This window comes from Clostridiales bacterium FE2011 (assembly GCA_017569305.1).
Classification (GTDB): Bacteria; Bacillota; Clostridia; order Christensenellales; family Aristaeellaceae; genus Aristaeella.
This window is the reverse complement of sequence record CP069418.1, coordinates 2,167,091-2,183,755: the sequence shown is the minus strand read 5'-3', so window position 1 is coordinate 2,183,755 and position 16,665 is coordinate 2,167,091. Positions and strand designations below refer to the sequence as shown.

The window sequence follows — 16,665 nt, the reverse complement described above, 5'->3', positions numbered from 1 at the left end:
GGGCTTGCCCGAAAGGGACAACGCCAAGGAGGAAAACACAAATGATCTTTGCGGACAAATTAATTGATCTCAGAAAGAAGAACGGCTGGTCCCAGGAAGAACTGGCCGAGAAACTGAACGTCAGCCGGCAGGCTGTTTCCAAATGGGAAGGCGCCCAGTCCATCCCGGACATGACAAGGATCATCCAGCTGTCCGAGCTGTTCGGCGTCAGCACCGATTACCTGCTGAAGGATAACCTGGAGCAGGCCGAGGCAGCGACAAGCGCCGACCTGGCCCAGGACTCCGCGCCGGACGTAGCCGTCCGGACCATCGGCATGGAAGAAGCCAACGCTTTCCTGAAGATTAAGGAAGAAAACTCCCGCCGGGTGGCGCTGGGCGTGCTGCTCTGCATCCTTTCCCCGGTGGCCCTGATCCTGCTGGGCGGCATTAATGAATTCAAGCTTTGGAACTGGTCTTCGGAAGCGGCAGGCGGCGTCGGCCTCCTGGTCATGCTGCTGATGATTCTCCCGGCAGTCGGCCTGTTCATCACCGCCGGTCTCCGGATCGCCCCCTATGAGCGGCTGGAAAAGGAGCCCCTGGAAACCCTGTACGGCGTCACCGGTATGGTAAAATCCCGCCAGGAGAAGTTCCTGCCCCTGCGCAATCGCTACCTGATCATCGGCGTCCTGCTCTGCATCGCGTCCCTCATCCCGCTGTTCGTCAGCCTGGTTTTCACCAAAGGTGAATCCTTCCTGCAGGTCATCGGCATCGCCGCCATCCTGGTGCTTGCCGCCATCGGCGTGATGCTGATCGTCCGGGTATCCATCATCTGGGGCAGCTACCAGATCCTGCTGGAGGAAGGGGATTATACCCGCGAAAGCAAGGAAAGCAATAAGCATACCAGCCTCCTCACCACCGCCTACTGGTGCCTGGTTGTCGCCATCTTCCTCCTCTGGAGCTTCCTGACAAACGACTGGAAGAACACCTGGATCGTCTGGCCCGTCGCCGCCGTCGGCTATGTCGCCGTCGCGGGAATCATCAAAGCGTTGGAAAGAAAATAACCGCAATCGCACCAACGAAAAAGAGCGCCACTCCGGCGCTCTTTTTCGGTGGCTCACATTACTTTCTTCTGCCTCTCACAACCACATTCAGGATGGTTCCAAGTGCTACGGCGATCATTCCGGCTGTCATCACAGAGCGCGGCGCGTCTTCCACGAACACCGAGATCAGGATCAGGGTCAGTCCCGCGATACCCAGCAGCAGCGTCACAATCATGATCAGCTTATCCAGGGTTTTCTTTTCCATCGTCTTATTCCGCCTTTCCTTTTCCGATCAGCCGCATCTTGAAGGCATAGACCTTCCTCAGCGCTCCCGTCGCGTACAGGATGCCCATGATCATGGCGGCGATGGCCAGCCCGATCGTACCGCCTTCCAGGAACCCGGCCCAGAAGGTTTCCTGCATGTCCATAAAAAGATCCATGATGATGTTCACAATCAGGGCGATAATGCCGACGATAAAATAGATGCATACTACCTTAGCGCCCCGCTCTTTTTCCGCGTTGCTGTATTCCGCAACCTGCAATACTGTTTCCTGCATTTCCTTGTTCATTTTGTCCTCACTTTTCCTTTCTCCGTTGAGCATTTCCCGCAGATCCACCGCATAGAGATCCGAAAGCTCCATCAGCAGATCCAGGTCCGGCATGTTCATCCCCGTTTCCCAGCGGGATACTGTTCTCCTGGAAACGTTCAGGGATTCCGCCAGCTGTTCCTGTGTTAATCCTTTTTCCTTCCGCAGGTCTTTCAGGAATGTTCCGATCTTCTGCAGATCCATGTCGGTGTCTCCTTTCGATGGCGAGTGTACCTGAATCCGCTCCCGGTGAACAGGACATAAAGTGAGCAAAAGCCCTTATTTCACCGATGGGACACACCTTGTCCCATGAGAAACCGATGTCCCGAAGCATGTTCCATTATATCCTCCACGGCCTTAAAAAGAAACAAATAAACGGCTTTTCCGGGGCATTCTGTATACAAAATTTGACTTATTTGGCCTCTCTTCCTATAATAATCGTCGAATATATATGAACAGGAAAGAAATCCTGCGGAAAAAAATCAGGAGGATTAAAAAGATGAAAAAGTTACTTGCTCTGCTCATGAGCCTCATGCTGCTGTGCGGTATCGCCGCCGCCAATGCGGAAGCTGAACTGCCTTACCTGGAGACCGTCGATCAGGATATGTATATCAACCAGACCCTGCTGACGGCTGAATCCTATCCCCAGGTCTGCATTTCTCCCTTCTCCGCCTACTCCCTGTTTGAGAGCACCTATGATGAGCCCTGGTATGTTACCTTCCCCTGCCCCGAAGGCGCCCAGTGCAACGAGTTCAGCGTGGACAGCGCCAGCTTCCTGGATGTGAACAACGCCTATCAGTATTACTACCAGGCCACTGATTCCTACAGCTACGAAACCTTCCTGAACAAGTGCGAGGATGAAAGCAACATCATCCTGGATGGTTCCGACAAGGCTGCCGCCTACATCAGCCCCGACCACGGAAACGCCTATGCCCTGCTGGGCCTGGACGAGATCAAGCGCGGCGCCAAGCTGTATGTCAGCGTCTCCATGGACCTGTACCGGAAGCTGCCGGAAGACAGCCGCGCGCAGACGCTGACCGACTTCATCAAGGCTGAAGTGGAACGCCTCCAGGCCAATATGACCTGCGCTGTCAATAACAAGTTCTGGACCGTGGACGCCTGCAAGGGTGTGAAGCTGTACAGCGTTTCCATCCCCGGCATGACCATTGTTCAGGATCTGCCCGCTTCCATCGACTTCCACTTTGACGGCGAAACCTTCTCCGCCAAGCCCTTCATCACCCGGGTTGACGGCCAGGAATTCACCGTTTACGCCGCCGCGGAAGACCGCAGCAAGTCCGTCCGCATCCAGGCGGAAATCAATTCCTACTCCTACGTGTTCTACAACCGTGAGGCGTCCGAATATACCATGGTTACCCTGGATGACGGCAGCGAATGGGGCCTGTACGTTGCCAACGACAAGGAAGGCAAGCCCTACTCCGTGTACGCTTCCCGCGTGCTGACCGGCAGCGAAGACAAGACCCTTTACTTCACCTATCAGCTCTCCGTCGGCCAGGGCGGCATGGTCTGGGCTGACCTGGACGCCTTCAAGGGCGATCTGAACACCCTCGCCCAGACGCTCCAGTTCCCCGGCCTGCCGGAATAATCCAAATAAGCAAATCAAAAGGGAATCGTCCTCAGCGGCGATTCCCTTTTTTGTGCCCAGCCGTCCATGCAGGATTCTGTATACAAAATTTGACAGTTATGGAACCTCTTCTTATAATAAAGCGTCGTATATAGTGTAAACAGAAAAGATTCCTGCGAAAAAAACGAACGGGAGGATTAAAAAGATGAAAAAGTTACTTGCTCTGCTCATGAGCCTCATGCTGCTGTGCGGTATCGCCGCCGCCAATGCGGAAGCTGAACTGCCTTACCTGGAGACCGTCGATCAGAATATGTATTTCAACAAGACCCTGCTGACGGCTGAATCCTATCCCCAGGTCTGCATTTCCCCTTTCTCCGCTTACTCCCTGTTTGAAAGCACCCATGATGAACCCTGGTATGTGACCTTCCCCGGCCCCGAAGGCGCCCAGTGCTGCGATTTCAGCGCAGACAGCTGCGGCTTCCTGGACGTCGACAATGCTTATTCGTATTCATACCATGCCGTTGATTCCTACAGCTATGAAACCTTCCTGAACAAGTGCCCGGATGAGAACAACATCCTCCTGGACGGTTCTGACAAGATTGCCGCCTATATCAATCCTGATTACGGCAGCGCCTTTGCGCTGTTTGGCCTGGATGAGATCAAGCGCGGCGCCAAGCTGTATGTCAGCGTCTCCATGGACATGTACCGGAAGCTGCCGGAAGACAGCCGCGCGCAGACGCTGACCGACCTGCTCATGGCTGAAATCGAACGCATCAAAACCAATATGACCTGTGCCGTCAAGGACAAGTTCTGGACCGTTGACGCCTGCAAGGGTGCGAAGCTGTACAGCGTTTCCATTCCCGGCATGACCATTGTTCAGGATCTGCCCGCTTCCATCGATTTCCACTTTGACGGCGAGACCTTCACCGCCAAGCCCTTCATCACCCGGGTTGACAGCCAGAAATACAGCATCTGCGCCGCTGCGGAAGACCGCAGCAAGTCCGTCCGCATTGAAGCGGAAATCAATTCCTTCTCCTACGTGTTCTACGACCGTGAAGAATCCGAATACACCATGGTCACCCTGGATGACGGCAGCGAATGGGGCATTTACGTCGCCAACGACAAGGACGGCAAGCCCTACTCCGTGTACGCTTCCCGCGTGCTGTCCTCCAAGGATGACAAGACCCTCTACTTCACTTACCAGCTCACCGTTGGCCAGGGAGGCATGGTCTGGGCTGACCTGGACGCCTTCAAGGCCGATCTGAACACCCTGGTCAAGACCGTTCAGTTCCCCGGCCTGCCGGAATAAGTTTTTAGAGCGCAAAAGAGAACCGTTGCACTCAACGGTTCTCTTTTTTGTGCACTAAAAGCTTCAGTAACTATCACATTCGACGAAGTCGAATATTTCACAAATCAGCGAAGCTGATTTATTTCACATTGGCTGAAAGCCAATATTTCACATCGATCTCCGATCGATATTTCATTGTCGCGCGGCAGCCGTCCCCTTGTCACATCGATAATTCATTGCTGCAAAGCAGCTTATCCCCAGCCATTCCCCTTGCCGTCCTCCCCTGCTCCCTGTACAATAAGGGTACCGGCATCCGGCCGGTGATCCTTTGGAAAAGAGGCACACTGTGAAAACGATCAGGAAAAAGCATATGGACCGGCGGGAATGGTATTCTGACTCCGACCGGGAGTATGCCTGCATTTATCACCGGGACGACTGCTTTCAGGGCGGCATCGGCCTGCTCACCTTTACCGGATTGAAGGAGCCCGAATACGTGGACTCCCCGGAAGGCCCGCTGTGCATCGCAGCCAACGGCTACCAGTGGCTGGAGCTTGTACCGGAAGGCGGCCATTTTGCCCTCACCGCCATGTTCCATGACGGCACCCTCTTCGAGCAGTATACGGATATCACTCTCCGCAACGAAGTAAACGAAAACGGAGACGCCGCCTTCTATGACCTGCTGCTGGACGTGGTTGTCCTGAGCGACGGCACGCCCAGCGTCCTGGACCGGGAAGAGCTGGACGAAGCCCTGGCTGGCGGCATCATCACCCGGGACGAGTATGACCTCGCCCTCCAGACAGCCAACCGGGTGGTGGACTTCTACACCACCCACAAAGACCTGATCCGGAAAAAGCTATTCGAATACAAAGCGCTCTTTGAGAAATAAGAGGCATGACAAATAGAAAAAGCGCGGAGCACATGACAGGGGGACAGACCCTCAGTCACATTCTTTTCAAGAACAGTGACAGAGGTTCAGTCCCCAGCAGTCATACGCTCCGCGTTTCAGTTACTATCACATTCGATAAAATCGAATATTTCACAAATCAGCAAAGCTGATTTATTTCACATTTGACGAAGTCAAATATTTCACATCGATCTTTGATCGATATTTCATTGCTACGAAGCAGCTTACTTCTCTTCCACTTTCACCATCACCAGCTCATGGCTTTCAAAGATGGTGTCCGCGCTCTCCTCGCCTTCGTTTTCCCACACGCCGCAGGAAACCAGCGCCCACAGCCCGTCCTCCATGGGGATCAGCTGCACGTTGTAAACAGAAGGCGTCCGGGTCGTTCCGGGATCCTTCGGGGTCAGGTATTCCTTCAGTGCGGTCAGCTCTTCGGGGTTCAGTTTCAGTTCCGTCGTTCCCCGTTCCGTTCCCTCATCGCCGAACCAGCGGATAATCTGCGGCTTGTTCATATCGTCATAGGCGTTGTCTCCCTTGGACACGCATAGTACCGCGATCTTTCCGTTATAAGCGAAGATCTTTCCGATATACTGGTTGCTCTTTTTGAAGCTGTCGCCGCTCGTCCACTGAAGCTTGCCCTCCGCGTCAAACTTCACCAGGATATCCACGTCCTCATATCCGTTTTCACCCTGGGTAAAGCAGGATTCCCGCAGCCAGGCGGCGTATCCGCCGTCATTGGTCTTCACGGCTTCGCACAACGTGGCGGTGTCCGTATCCTCCATCTGGAAATCCAGCACTGTTTCCCAGACTGCCTTGTTTTCCATGCCGTTCAGCTTCATGATCTTCGCGTTGCCGTCCGTTGCGGCATTCGTGCCGTAGACAACCGGATCCGCCTCACCCTTCACCTTGAAGCCGTATCCGTTGGGCAGGCATACACCGTCATAGCGGAAGAGCGTCTTCCCTTCATAGTCGATCACAACGGTCGATTCGTTTCCGTCCTCCGCACCGGTCAGCATCAGGTAGTTCGCTTCCGCCGCTTCCACAATCGCGGTCGGGGCAAGCACCAGATCCTCCCGGGCCTGGTCTCCGTCCTTGGTATAGAACTTAATGACTTCGCTTTCCGTGTGCTCGCCGACATTGATCGCGATGGTGCCGTCTTCCAGCACTGCCGCCCGGCCCGCGCTGACGCTGCCGTCCTGCTGCCGGTCAATCAGTTCCCAGCTCGTTGTCCGGTCGGCATTCAGGCACACAATCCACGGGACGAAGTTCCCGTCTTTTCCGTTTTCCATCTTTCCGCCGGTCAGCAGGATCCGGCCGTCCGGGAGCGTGCACTCATAGTTCAGCCAGTCCTCCGCCCCGGAGGAAAGAACCGTCATATTCTCCGCGCAGGCAGTTCCGGCCAGCAGCACCAGGCCCAGGCACAATGCCAGCGCGCGTTTCATCATCTTCATTCCGTTCGTCATCTTGTTCGTCATTGTATCAACTCCTTTCCGGGCTTTTCCCGTTGCTGATACAACGATTTTCACGGCGGTTTTGTTCCGAAAACTGACAACAAAACAGCTCTTGGCGGAAGTGACTACGGGGACGGTTTCCCTTGTACCATCTCCTCTTTTTTCTCAAAAGCCAAAATAAAAAATGTGACAAGAGAACCGTCCCCTTGTCACACCGCACAGCGCATTACTCTGTTTTATTCCCCAACGCAGGGCATAAAGCGTTCCAGCTTCCAGTTTTTCAGCTCCACCGTGCCCTCAAACACGTTATACTGCGGATTGGAGATCACAAAGATCCAGTTCCGGTAGTATTCCGCGTCCTGGTGGTCGCTGAAGTCAAACAGCAGTTCCGTTTCTCCCCCGGTGTAGAGATTGACGGATCCGGTTTCATCCCCGACGACAGCCAGCACAGGATTCAGCACCTGCATGACCTGTACAAGCATATAGCAGTCGCCGCATTCTCCCTTGGCATCCAGCCATTCGTTGATCGTCACGAACCGCGGTTCTTCCGCAAGCGCAGAGACGCAGGCTGTCAGAAGAACGATCGTGATCAAAAGAGCGATTGTCTTTTTCATTTTGTCTGCCCTGCCTTTCGTTTTGTCAGTGAGTTCTGTCGGACGGTGGTAGCGCATATTGTTCTGTCTTGATTGGCCGCTTTACAATCATTATACATGATTCGTGTAATTCGGCAACAGATACGGTTTATCCGATTCCCTTCAGGATCGTCGACAGGAGCAGCGTGACCGCGAACCCGACCGCCCCGCACACAAGCACCGCCAGCATTCCCTGGTAGTTCCGTTTTCCTTCTTCCCTCGCCTTTTCGATATTGTCCAGCTTCTCGCCGTTGCAGAAAGCGGCGATCTCCTTATAGGTATGGATATCCTCTTCCTTTTTTACCTTCTCCAGCTTAAAGCTGTAGAACAGCGCCGCCGCAAACAGCACTCCCCAGATGACGACGCCGGGCACGCCGAGCCACCGCTCCAGCGGAACGAACAATACCGCGCAGGCCAGCAGCAGCGCCGCGTAAATCCAGCTGTTCCGCGTAAACGCCCGGACTTTTGCCTGATCGATCTTCTCTTTCATGATTTCGATATCTCCTTTAACCAATGCGTCAAGGGAGACATTGAACACGTCGCCCAGCATCAGCAGACTGTAAATGTCCGGATAGCTCTTATCGTTCTCCCAGCTAGAGATCGTCTGTCTTGTGACGAACAGTTTCTCCGCCAGGTCGTCCTGCGTCATCCCGAACCGGTTCCTGTATTCCTTCAGCCGCTTGCCAAGTTCCATATCCTTGTCCTCCTTGCAGGCACATCGTACCGGAACCACGGTTTTTTGTCTGTCAAAAGTGCCTTACATCCGCCGTTTTCCGCCTGTCAAAGCCTCTTTCCAGCTATTTTAGCAAAGGACAGCGCCGCAGCGCAATCTCCGTAATCATCACATCCGCCTTTGGCGGATATTTCACAAATCAGCGGAGCTGATTTATTTCACATTGACCCGAAGGGGCAATATTTCACATCGATCGCTGATCGATATTTCATTTTCTTGCAGTGCTTCCGCCCTTTCAGTACAAGCATTGTACTTGCCCCCATCCTTTTCTTGTAGTAGAATATGCAGAAAGTGAGTACGGAAGGATGACGTGTGTCATGGCTGATCAGAAACAGATTATTCTTACCGGTGACCGTCCCACTGGACGGCTGCACCTGGGTCATTATGTAGGTTCCCTGAAGCGTCGGGTGGAGCTGCAGAACTCCGGCCTGTACGATGAGATCAACATCCTCATCGCCGACGACCAGGCCCTGACGGATAACGCGGACAACCCCGCCAAGATCCGGGATAACATCATCAACGTCGTGCTGGACTACCTCTCCGTCGGCCTCGACCCGGAGAAGGTCACCATCTGCGTCCAGTCCGCCCTGCCGGCGCTCCACGCCCTGACCTTCTATTACCTGAACCTGGTCACCACGGCCCGCCTCTCCCGCAACCCCACCGTCAAGGCTGAAATCCAGATGCGCGGTTTCGCGGATGAAGGCCTCCCGGCCGGTTTCTTCTGCTATCCCGTGTCCCAGGCCGCGGACATTACCGCCTTTGACGCGAACGTGGTGCCCGTCGGCGAGGATCAGCTGCCCATGATCGAACAGACCCGGGAAATTGTGGAAAAATTCAACAAGGTCTACGGCGAAACCCTGGTGCTGCCCAAGGCCGTGATTCCGGAAAATGAAACCCAGCGCCGCCTGCCCGGCGTGGACGGCAAGGCCAAGATGAGCAAGTCCCTGGGCAACTGCATCTACCTGTCCGACGACCCCAAGACCGTGAAAAAGCAGGTCAACGGCCATATGTTCACAGATCCCCAGCACCTGCAGATCTCCGATCCCGGCCATATCGAAGGCAACGTGGTGTTCACCTACCTGGACGCCCTCTGCACCGACGCACACTTTGCCGAATTCCTGCCGGACTACGCCAACCTGGAGGAAATGAAGGATCATTACCGCCGCGGCGGTCTCGGAGACGGCACCTGCAAGAAGTTCCTCATCAACATCCTGGAAGAAACTCTGAGCCCCATCCGTGCGGAGCGGGCCAAGTGGGAAAATGATATCGGCGCCGTCTATGACATCCTGCAGGCCGGCACCGCCAAGGCCGTGGAAACCACCAACGCCACCCTGGCCCGTGTCCGGAAAGCCATGCGGATCAACTACTTCGAAGACCGTTCCATCATCAAGGAATGGGACAAGCTGCTGAAAGCCGCAAAGCAGTAATCCGATCAGTCATATCATGAGCGCCGGCAGCAGAAGCTGTCGGCGCTTTGTAAATACATACCCATAGCGGGAGGTGTCAGGCTGAAATGAATGTGATCCTTACAAGCCATCTCGGAGGCTCATACCGGGAAAACGGAAAAAGAATCCCCGCCATGCTGATGGAGGAAAACGGATTGCTGGAGAAGCTCCGTTCCCTGTGGCCGGAAAAGGCAAGGGTGCTGATGATCTGCGCGGATCCCGCCGATTATGAAAAAAACGACGCTGTCCTCTCCTGCTTCACGCAGGCGTTCCCGATGAGCGGCCTTAACTATGCTTCTCTCGAAATGTGCGACGACAGGAATATGGAGTCCGCGGCGGATCTGAGCTGCAAGGACGTCATTATCCTGACGGGCGGGCACGTTCCCACGCAGAATCAATTCTTCCGGGAAATCTCCCTGAAGGAAAAGCTGAACGGATATACCGGCCTGGTGATTGCCTGGAGCGCCGGCTCCATGAACTGCGCGGATCCCGTCTATGCCGGTCCGGAGCTTCCCGGCGAAGCTGTGGATCCGGACTTCCAGCGGTGGATCCCCGGCCTGGGGCTCACAAAAACCAACATCTTCCCGCACTTCGAAGCGCTGAAGGACGACATGCTGGACGGCATGCGGCTGATTGAAGATATCACCTTTGCGGACAGCATGACCCATGAAATCATCGCCATAAACAACGGGAGCTATATCACTGTTGATGAGAACGGCGAAATGCTCTACGGTGAAGCGTACAGCATCAAAAACGGCGTCATGAAGCAGATCTGCCGTGACGGCGAAGCGATACATCTGTAAGGGATGTACAGCACACCCTGACAGATCACTCAGTAACTGTCACATTCGTCGTCAGACGAATATTTCACAAATCAGCAAAGCTGATTTATTTCACATTGATCGAAGATCAATATTTCACATCGCGACAGCGATATTTCATTGTTAGAAAAGGTCCAGCATGCTGTCCAGGTAGATTTCTTCCCTGACCTGAAGCTGGTATTCCGGCTTTGTCATGTAGTACAGCAGGAACTCCAGCACGATGGCGCTTCCCAGGCCCCGGCCCTCAATCTTGAAATGACGGAAGCCCTTCGGAAGATATGTCTCCTGAATGTCCCGGATTCCGATGAACCCGGGGTTTTTCATTGCATCCGAAAACCGATATCCCTTTGCCGCGTCCGGGGAAACGCAGACGTGATCCGCCACGTTCTCTCCCAGGCTCTTGCGGCTCACATTTTCATAACAGTTCTTCCGGTCATAGCAGTCGAACCAGCAGCATTCATTGCACAGGAACTCAACCTTGGCCTTCTGCGCATCGGTCAGTCCGCACTCCGGGAGCACCTTGTTCAGCCGGAAGTCCGGCACCACACAGGTAAACTCCTCCCGGTCCAGCTCCTTCACACAGTCCCGCACGTCTGTCAGCACCTTCGTTGTGGAGGAAACAAAATAGAACCCCGGGTACTTTTTCCGGAGATATTCCAGCAGCAGGTCTGAAGTGACGATGATCCCGTTCCGCACGTCCCCGCTGTTTTCAAACATGGCGCAGAGGGCGTTGCATTTCCTGTCCGCCAGGTGTTCCTCCCTCAGCAGGGAGTTGCTGAAGGTCAGCCTTGCGGAAACGGCATGCTCCTTCATCAGGGCCAGCACTTCTTCCGCCTCCGCGTCCCCGAAACCCACGCGCCCGCCGCCCCAGATGCAGTCGCAGGGTGCGCCGTAAATCGAACCGATTTCGCACCAGTCATAGAAGTATTCCCTGTGTTCCCGGAAAAGGGGCAGAAACACCTTATAAAGATCGTAAAACTCAAACAGCCCCGGCAGGTGATAATACGCCTTCTGTTCCATCAGTGCCTCTTCCCTCCTGAAAACGCTGTACCCGTTGTACTGTATTGTACCGGACTTGATCCGGGAAAGGCAAGCGTATAAAATATGGCCATACAGACAGAGCGTTTTCCGCATTCACCGCAAAAAAATTCCATCATGCTTGTCCTTGTCACGCCCTATCCCTTACCACACACCGGCTGGCGCTGCAAAATGTATTTCGGGAACAATACAGCCTTTTGTTTCGTTATATAGTTGTATCAAAGAACAAGGAGGTACCTTAACCATGAAGAAACTTACCAAGACGATTGCAATGCTCGTGCTGGCTTCCCTGCTGATGCTCATGCTCAGCAGCTGCAGCAGCGCTCAGGATACTACCACCGTACCCGCAGAGCCCATTGTAAATGAAGCCGCCCCCATCCAGGGCGAGCCGGAACTGATTCCGATTCCCGACAATTCCACCACCCAGGCTGAACCGGAAATCCTGCCGATGCCCGACGCTTCCGACGACCAGTTTGAAACCGGAACCGCCCCTGAAGTGGAGAGCTACGCCACTTCCGGCCGTCCGGAAGGCGAGCGTTTTGAAGGCACGATCATGATGGAAGGCATGGAAGAGACCGTCAAATACGAGCATATCAAGAGTCCTGCCATCGGCATTGAGATGGACTATGACTATGAAAGCTTTACCCGTCAGAGCGGCCCGGCCAGCGAGTGCTTCATTTCCGTCTATGACAACGCGGATTCTCCCGAGAACTACCTCGAGCTAATCTACAGCGATGAAAACGCCGATTCCGCCGCTGCTTCCATCGCCGAATCCCTTTCCATGAGCTTTAACATTCACCAGGATACCCGCACGCTGGACAAGGTTGGCAGCTGCGCCCACATCGACGCTTCCGCCGATAAAAATAACCAGACCCCCGACCAGCTGCAGTCTGTGTACGTGATCCCGCTCAGCAACGGCTGCGTGATCGCCACCATGCATTACAGCTTTGAAGCCGCCGAAGGCTTTGGCCGGCGTTTCGACGCGATGCTGAACACCCTGGAAATCATTCAGTAATCCCTTTCTTTTCAAAAGCAGGCACCTGAAAAGGTGCCTGTTTTCATGTAATCCGAAAGAAACCAGCCACCGGAACAATGTGACAACAGGGACAGTCCCTACTGTCATCGTCCTTGAAGAGGATGTGACAGTAGGGCTGTCCCTTTGTCACATGCGAAACAACCTCGTTCCCTTTGTCACCCCGTCCCTTTGTCACGGAAAATGTGCTATGATTGATTTACGAAAAAGCAACCCCACCGTATAGGAGAAGAAAATCATGAGTTTCGGGAATCGTATCATCGGGGACATCCTGCTCCTGCTGGCTATGCTTCTGACCGCCGACGTCCTTCTCATCATGCCCGCCAGGATGAAGGCCGTTGTGCTGAAGACGGTCTACCGGAAGGTGTTTCTCTACCAGCTGTTCCTCTGTGCGGTTCTCCTGGTCTTCGCGCTGGACGTCCGGTTCAACCTTTTCACCCGGTGGCAGTCCGGAACCCTGAACGTCATCGGCTGGATCCTGCGGGCCGCCGTTATCCTGGCCGCCGCGGAAATCCTCTTCTTCTGCGGAAAGATCATTGCCGGCGGCCTGGTCAATACCGCAGGCCGGGCAGGCTATGCCCTTGTCCTCGGCCTGGCACTGGAAAACGGGGAACCCGTTCCTGCCCTGCTGGCCAGGCTGGACGCCGCCCAGGCATACCTGGAGAAATATCCGGAAGCCCGGCTGATCCTCACCGGCGGCAACGCGGACGAATCCGGCCGGACCGAAGCGGCTGTCATGCGGGACATCCTGCTGGATAAGGGCGTACCGGAAAGCCGGATGATCCTCGAAGACCGGTCGGAAACCACGGTGGAAAACTTCCGGAATACCACCGCCATCATTTCAAAGGATGAACCCGTGGTGATCATCACCAGCGACTACCATATGAACCGCGCGGTCCGGAACGCCCGTGAGGAAGGCTTCACTCATCTCATGAGGCTTCCGGTGTCCTCCGGCATCCTCGCTTTCGGCGCTAATATGCTAACGGAAATCATTGCGAATGTGCATGATCTTACAGTGAAATAATGAGCCAGACACATTCGGACGAAGTTCGAATATTTCACATCTGACGTCAGTCAGATATTTCATATTGACTACAAGTCAATATTTCACGTTGATCGCAGATCAACATTTCATTGTTGCGAAGCAATCTTACGTCCGCTCCAAAAAGTACATTTTGTTCGTCTTGTCTCTTTCACCAATGTGAAGTAAAATCCAGACAAACGAACCCATGTCTGTGGACAGAAAGGATATCTCATGAACAAGGAAACACTGTACAAAGCTTTTGAAAAGAAATACGAAGAACTGAAAGCAGCCCTGGCCGGGGACGACCTGGAGAAGATGAAGCAGCTGACCCTGGAAGTGCACGCCATGGTGCATCCGGCGGAAGTCTCCGGCGCGTCCGAAAAGACCATTGCTGATTATGTGCTTGATTATATGCTGGCCGGGAACCAGAACAAGATGGTTCCGCGGCAGATCTGGGATACGGATTTACATTATGCCGGAACGGATTTTGTGCCGCTCTGCTGGCAGTTCTGGCACACCTACCGCATTGAGGACCTGGTCAGCAATATCCTGATGGCCAACCAGGACCAGATTTTCAACGACGACTGGCAGAAAAAGATCGGCGCCACGATCACGGATACCGGCAACGCCCTGGAGCCGGATGAAGTCAAGGCCTTCGGCGAGAAGATCAACGCGGAAGCCCTGCGCGACTACATGATCACCGTGGGCAAAAACACCCGGATCATCCTGGAGAAGATGACCCTGGACGAGATCAAGTCCATGGTGCCCGAAGAGTGGGTCATGCGGATCCTGGAAGTCGGCGGCGTCACCACGGACTTCCGTTCTGTGTGGCTGCTGGTGTTCTGGGGCAGGCTGACCCGCGCCGGCATGATCCTGACCCCCATGACCTATCACCATATGATGCACCTCCCCGCCTGCATCGATCATCTGTCCATCATCGAGTGATATAAAAACCAGAGCATCTCTCCGGAGGTGCTTATTTCATATAATCCCGAATCGAAAGCAGATGAGTAACTATCACATTCGCCATTGGGCGAATATATCACATTTGCCGAAGGCAAATATATCATATTGCGAAGCAATATATCACGTTGATCGCAGATCAACATATCATTGTTGCGAAGCAACCTTGTCCCTTTGTCACATACGAAACCCCCTCAACGCAAGCAGAAACTAACTATCACATTCGGACAAAGTCCGAATATTTCACATCTGACGTCAGTCAGATATTTCATATTGACTGCAAGTCAATATTTCACGTTGATCGCAGATCAACATTTCATTTTGGCGAAAGCCAATAATCTGTTATTATGATAAAAAACCATTTCCCCCACTGAACCTTTCCCATTATTCTGCGACTATCAGGTGAAGCTTCAAAAAAACTCTGTCAGAGGAACCTCAGATGAGAACGGAAGAATTACTGGAACATGCGGATTACCTGCTGGGCGTGGCAGCCGGCAAGTGCGACTCCTGGGATGACGCCCAGGACCTGGTGCAGGCTGCGCTTCTGGAAGGTCTTCTGGCCATCCGGAACGGAAAGCAGATTGACAACGCCCGGAACTGGCTTGTCACGGTGCTGAACCGGCGCTTCTATGACATGCTGCGCAGTAAATACCGGAAACCCCTAGTGTTCTGCGGGGTGGACTATGCCCTGGCCCGCGATACAGCCGCTCTGCCGGAGCCCGCGGACGACGGGGAACTGACAGAAGAGGAGAATCTCCGCCGGCTGGTGGCGCGCATGACGAAGCAGTACCGGGAGGTACTGATCCGCCATTACTTCCGGGGACAGGGCGTAAAGGAAATCGCGGAAACGCTGTCCCTTCCGCAAAACACTGTCAAAAGCCGCCTTCGCCTGGGCAGGGATATGCTGAGAAAGGATTTAACCATGGAAAAATATCAAAAGCAAAGCTTCGAGCCGGAAACCCTGTGGATGGCAAACACCGGGATCCCCGGGCTCAAGGACGAACCTTACAGCCTGGTCAGGGATGATAAAATCGCCATGAACCTCCTGATCCTGGCCTATGAAAAACCGGTCACCCTGCCCGAGCTGGCGGACGCCATCGGCATCTCCACGGCCTATATTGAGCCCGTTGTGGAACGGCTGGTGGACGGGGAGCTGATGAAGCGCACCGGAGACAAGGTCTTCACGGATTTCATCATTTATACGGAAGAGGACCGGGCCGGAAGCCTGGAAAACCAGAAAACGCTGGCGGCGGAACTGTTCGGCGGCGTCTGGCATACCGTGGAAGAAGGCCTGAACGCCCTGCGTAATACGGAATACTACCGGAAGCAGAACGCTTCCGCCCGCCTGAAGCTGGAGGGGTATTTCGCCCTCCGGTCCATCTACCAGTCCGTGTTGAGGGCGCGGGACGAGGTGGCCGGCCATGTGCCCCTTGCGGAATACCCGGACAGGAAAGACGGCGGCAAATGGTACGCCATGGGCAACCGGTATCCCCCGGATTATGATTACGATCACAGCCCCTATGCCATGTATGACGTCAGCGGCGAAGCAACCCGGTACCTGGAGCACCTGCCGGGGGCCCGGACCGTGGGACTGCATGACTATGACCTGGACGACAGGATCCTGGGCAAGGCGCACCGGGTCTATCACCTGGCAGTCGACTCCACCGAGTCGGCGGAATTTGTGATGAAGCTCCTGTACGCTGTTTACCGCGACGATGAGGGCATGCTTTCCGGCATTCCAGGAAAGATGCTGGAGAACGTGGACGTCTTCCTGAAGCTGAACTTCCTGGAGCGGTCTCCCGAGGGAAAACTGAAGCTGCTGGTTCCCGTGCTGAGCGAAAAAGACAGGAACGCCATCTACAGCCTGACGGATGAATACGCGGGTAAACTGCTGGAAGCCTTCCGCGGGGAGTATGCCCGGATGTTCCGGAATCCCGTGGAGGTTCCGAAGCACCTCCAAAGCGACGTGCCGGGCTTCCTCCGCTACCTGAACACCTGCTGCTACTTCCCCACCGCCCTGCTCTATGAAGCCCGGACCCGCGGCCGCTTCCTCAAAGGCTGTGACGGCCCCGTCCCCGCCGTGCTGATGGTCGTCGCAGAGGAGTAAGCCGTTTTCCTCATTTGTCTTTTCCCGAAAGTGGACAC

16 protein-coding genes are annotated in these 16,665 nt (G+C 54.5%); 10 read left to right on the top strand and 6 right to left on the bottom strand.

Annotation, left to right across the window (positions count from 1 at the left end):
* Positions 1 to 41: 41 nt before the first annotated feature.
* Positions 42 to 1,040: a helix-turn-helix transcriptional regulator gene (locus tag JRC49_09845; GenBank protein QTE70103.1), complete on the top strand. Its 999-nt coding sequence runs from the start codon at positions 42 to 44 to the stop codon at positions 1,038 to 1,040.
* A 58-nt stretch (positions 1,041 to 1,098) separates the two neighbouring features.
* Here the strand turns inward: JRC49_09845 and JRC49_09840 are convergent, their stop codons facing one another.
* Positions 1,099 to 1,284 carry a hypothetical protein gene (locus JRC49_09840; GenBank protein QTE70102.1) on the bottom strand — a complete coding sequence of 62 codons (186 nt, stop codon included), beginning with the start codon at positions 1,282 to 1,284 and terminating at the stop codon, positions 1,099 to 1,101.
* Between the two features lie 4 nt (positions 1,285 to 1,288).
* Positions 1,289 to 1,810: a helix-turn-helix transcriptional regulator gene (locus JRC49_09835; protein ID QTE70101.1), complete on the bottom strand. Its 522-nt coding sequence runs from the start codon at positions 1,808 to 1,810 to the stop codon at positions 1,289 to 1,291.
* 295 nt (positions 1,811 to 2,105) lie between these two features.
* Between JRC49_09835 and JRC49_09830 the strand changes: the two genes are divergently transcribed.
* From JRC49_09830 to JRC49_09820, 3 genes are all read left to right on the top strand, one after another.
* On the top strand, positions 2,106 to 3,209 hold the full coding sequence (locus tag JRC49_09830) for a hypothetical protein (GenBank protein QTE70100.1): 1,104 nt from the start codon (positions 2,106 to 2,108) through the stop codon (positions 3,207 to 3,209).
* A gap of 184 nt (positions 3,210 to 3,393) precedes the next feature.
* Complete coding sequence (locus JRC49_09825) at positions 3,394 to 4,497, top strand: hypothetical protein (GenBank protein ID QTE70099.1); 1,104 nt, start codon at positions 3,394 to 3,396, stop codon at positions 4,495 to 4,497.
* 325 nt (positions 4,498 to 4,822) lie between these two features.
* Positions 4,823 to 5,362: a DUF402 domain-containing protein gene (locus JRC49_09820; protein ID QTE70098.1), complete on the top strand. Its 540-nt coding sequence runs from the start codon at positions 4,823 to 4,825 to the stop codon at positions 5,360 to 5,362.
* 242 nt (positions 5,363 to 5,604) lie between these two features.
* Here the strand turns inward: JRC49_09820 and JRC49_09815 are convergent, their stop codons facing one another.
* The 3 genes from JRC49_09815 to JRC49_09805 all read right to left on the bottom strand — a co-directional run bounded on the left by JRC49_09815 (position 5,605) and on the right by JRC49_09805 (position 8,157).
* The gene (locus tag JRC49_09815; GenBank protein QTE70097.1) at positions 5,605 to 6,855 is read right to left on the bottom strand and encodes a hypothetical protein; all 1,251 of its coding nucleotides are present in this window, start codon (positions 6,853 to 6,855) and stop codon (positions 5,605 to 5,607) included.
* 212 nt (positions 6,856 to 7,067) lie between these two features.
* Entirely contained in the window at positions 7,068 to 7,445 is a 378-nt protein-coding gene (locus JRC49_09810) for a hypothetical protein (protein QTE70096.1), read from the bottom strand.
* 127 nt (positions 7,446 to 7,572) lie between these two features.
* Entirely contained in the window at positions 7,573 to 8,157 is a 585-nt protein-coding gene (locus JRC49_09805) for a helix-turn-helix domain-containing protein (protein QTE70095.1), read from the bottom strand.
* Positions 8,158 to 8,513: 356 nt separating this feature from the next.
* On the opposite strand from JRC49_09805, the gene trpS reads away from it, so the two are divergent.
* Both trpS and JRC49_09795 read left to right on the top strand, forming a co-directional pair.
* Entirely contained in the window at positions 8,514 to 9,623 is a 1,110-nt protein-coding gene (gene trpS, locus JRC49_09800; GenBank protein ID QTE70094.1) for a tryptophan--tRNA ligase, read from the top strand.
* 86 nt (positions 9,624 to 9,709) lie between these two features.
* Positions 9,710 to 10,444 carry a Type 1 glutamine amidotransferase-like domain-containing protein gene (locus tag JRC49_09795; GenBank protein ID QTE70093.1) on the top strand — a complete coding sequence of 245 codons (735 nt, stop codon included), beginning with the start codon at positions 9,710 to 9,712 and terminating at the stop codon, positions 10,442 to 10,444.
* A 141-nt stretch (positions 10,445 to 10,585) separates the two neighbouring features.
* Here JRC49_09795 and JRC49_09790 read toward each other — a convergent pair whose 3' ends face one another.
* Positions 10,586 to 11,482, bottom strand: a complete 897-nt coding sequence (locus JRC49_09790; protein ID QTE70092.1) for a hypothetical protein — start codon at positions 11,480 to 11,482, stop codon at positions 10,586 to 10,588.
* A gap of 262 nt (positions 11,483 to 11,744) precedes the next feature.
* Between JRC49_09790 and JRC49_09785 the strand changes: the two genes are divergently transcribed.
* From JRC49_09785 to JRC49_09770, 4 genes are all read left to right on the top strand, one after another.
* Positions 11,745 to 12,515 carry a hypothetical protein gene (locus tag JRC49_09785; GenBank protein QTE70091.1) on the top strand — a complete coding sequence of 257 codons (771 nt, stop codon included), beginning with the start codon at positions 11,745 to 11,747 and terminating at the stop codon, positions 12,513 to 12,515.
* A gap of 256 nt (positions 12,516 to 12,771) precedes the next feature.
* Positions 12,772 to 13,557, top strand: a complete 786-nt coding sequence (locus JRC49_09780) for a YdcF family protein (protein ID QTE70090.1) — start codon at positions 12,772 to 12,774, stop codon at positions 13,555 to 13,557.
* Between the two features lie 231 nt (positions 13,558 to 13,788).
* The gene (locus JRC49_09775; GenBank protein ID QTE70089.1) at positions 13,789 to 14,502 is read left to right on the top strand and encodes a hypothetical protein; all 714 of its coding nucleotides are present in this window, start codon (positions 13,789 to 13,791) and stop codon (positions 14,500 to 14,502) included.
* A 457-nt stretch (positions 14,503 to 14,959) separates the two neighbouring features.
* On the top strand, positions 14,960 to 16,627 hold the full coding sequence (locus tag JRC49_09770; protein ID QTE70088.1) for an RNA polymerase sigma factor: 1,668 nt from the start codon (positions 14,960 to 14,962) through the stop codon (positions 16,625 to 16,627).
* The last annotated feature ends 38 nt before the right edge of the window (positions 16,628 to 16,665 follow it).

Excerpts from the sequence above, each read along its gene's own strand:
- JRC49_09845 (QTE70103.1), top strand. The coding sequence starts at position 42 with ATGATCTTTGCGGACAAATTAATTGATCTCAGAAAGAAGAACGGCTGG.
- JRC49_09840 (QTE70102.1), bottom strand. The coding sequence starts at position 1,284 with ATGGAAAAGAAAACCCTGGATAAGCTGATCATGATTGTGACGCTGCTG.
- JRC49_09835 (QTE70101.1), bottom strand. The coding sequence starts at position 1,810 with ATGGATCTGCAGAAGATCGGAACATTCCTGAAAGACCTGCGGAAGGAA.
- JRC49_09830 (QTE70100.1), top strand. The coding sequence starts at position 2,106 with ATGAAAAAGTTACTTGCTCTGCTCATGAGCCTCATGCTGCTGTGCGGT.
- JRC49_09825 (QTE70099.1), top strand. The coding sequence starts at position 3,394 with ATGAAAAAGTTACTTGCTCTGCTCATGAGCCTCATGCTGCTGTGCGGT.
- JRC49_09815 (QTE70097.1), bottom strand. The coding sequence starts at position 6,855 with ATGACGAACAAGATGACGAACGGAATGAAGATGATGAAACGCGCGCTG.
- JRC49_09810 (QTE70096.1), bottom strand. The coding sequence starts at position 7,445 with ATGAAAAAGACAATCGCTCTTTTGATCACGATCGTTCTTCTGACAGCC.
- JRC49_09805 (QTE70095.1), bottom strand. The coding sequence starts at position 8,157 with ATGGAACTTGGCAAGCGGCTGAAGGAATACAGGAACCGGTTCGGGATG.
- trpS (QTE70094.1), top strand. The coding sequence starts at position 8,514 with ATGGCTGATCAGAAACAGATTATTCTTACCGGTGACCGTCCCACTGGA.
- JRC49_09795 (QTE70093.1), top strand. The coding sequence starts at position 9,710 with ATGAATGTGATCCTTACAAGCCATCTCGGAGGCTCATACCGGGAAAAC.
- JRC49_09790 (QTE70092.1), bottom strand. The coding sequence starts at position 11,482 with ATGGAACAGAAGGCGTATTATCACCTGCCGGGGCTGTTTGAGTTTTAC.
- JRC49_09785 (QTE70091.1), top strand. The coding sequence starts at position 11,745 with ATGAAGAAACTTACCAAGACGATTGCAATGCTCGTGCTGGCTTCCCTG.
- JRC49_09780 (QTE70090.1), top strand. The coding sequence starts at position 12,772 with ATGAGTTTCGGGAATCGTATCATCGGGGACATCCTGCTCCTGCTGGCT.
- JRC49_09775 (QTE70089.1), top strand. The coding sequence starts at position 13,789 with ATGAACAAGGAAACACTGTACAAAGCTTTTGAAAAGAAATACGAAGAA.
- JRC49_09770 (QTE70088.1), top strand. The coding sequence starts at position 14,960 with ATGAGAACGGAAGAATTACTGGAACATGCGGATTACCTGCTGGGCGTG.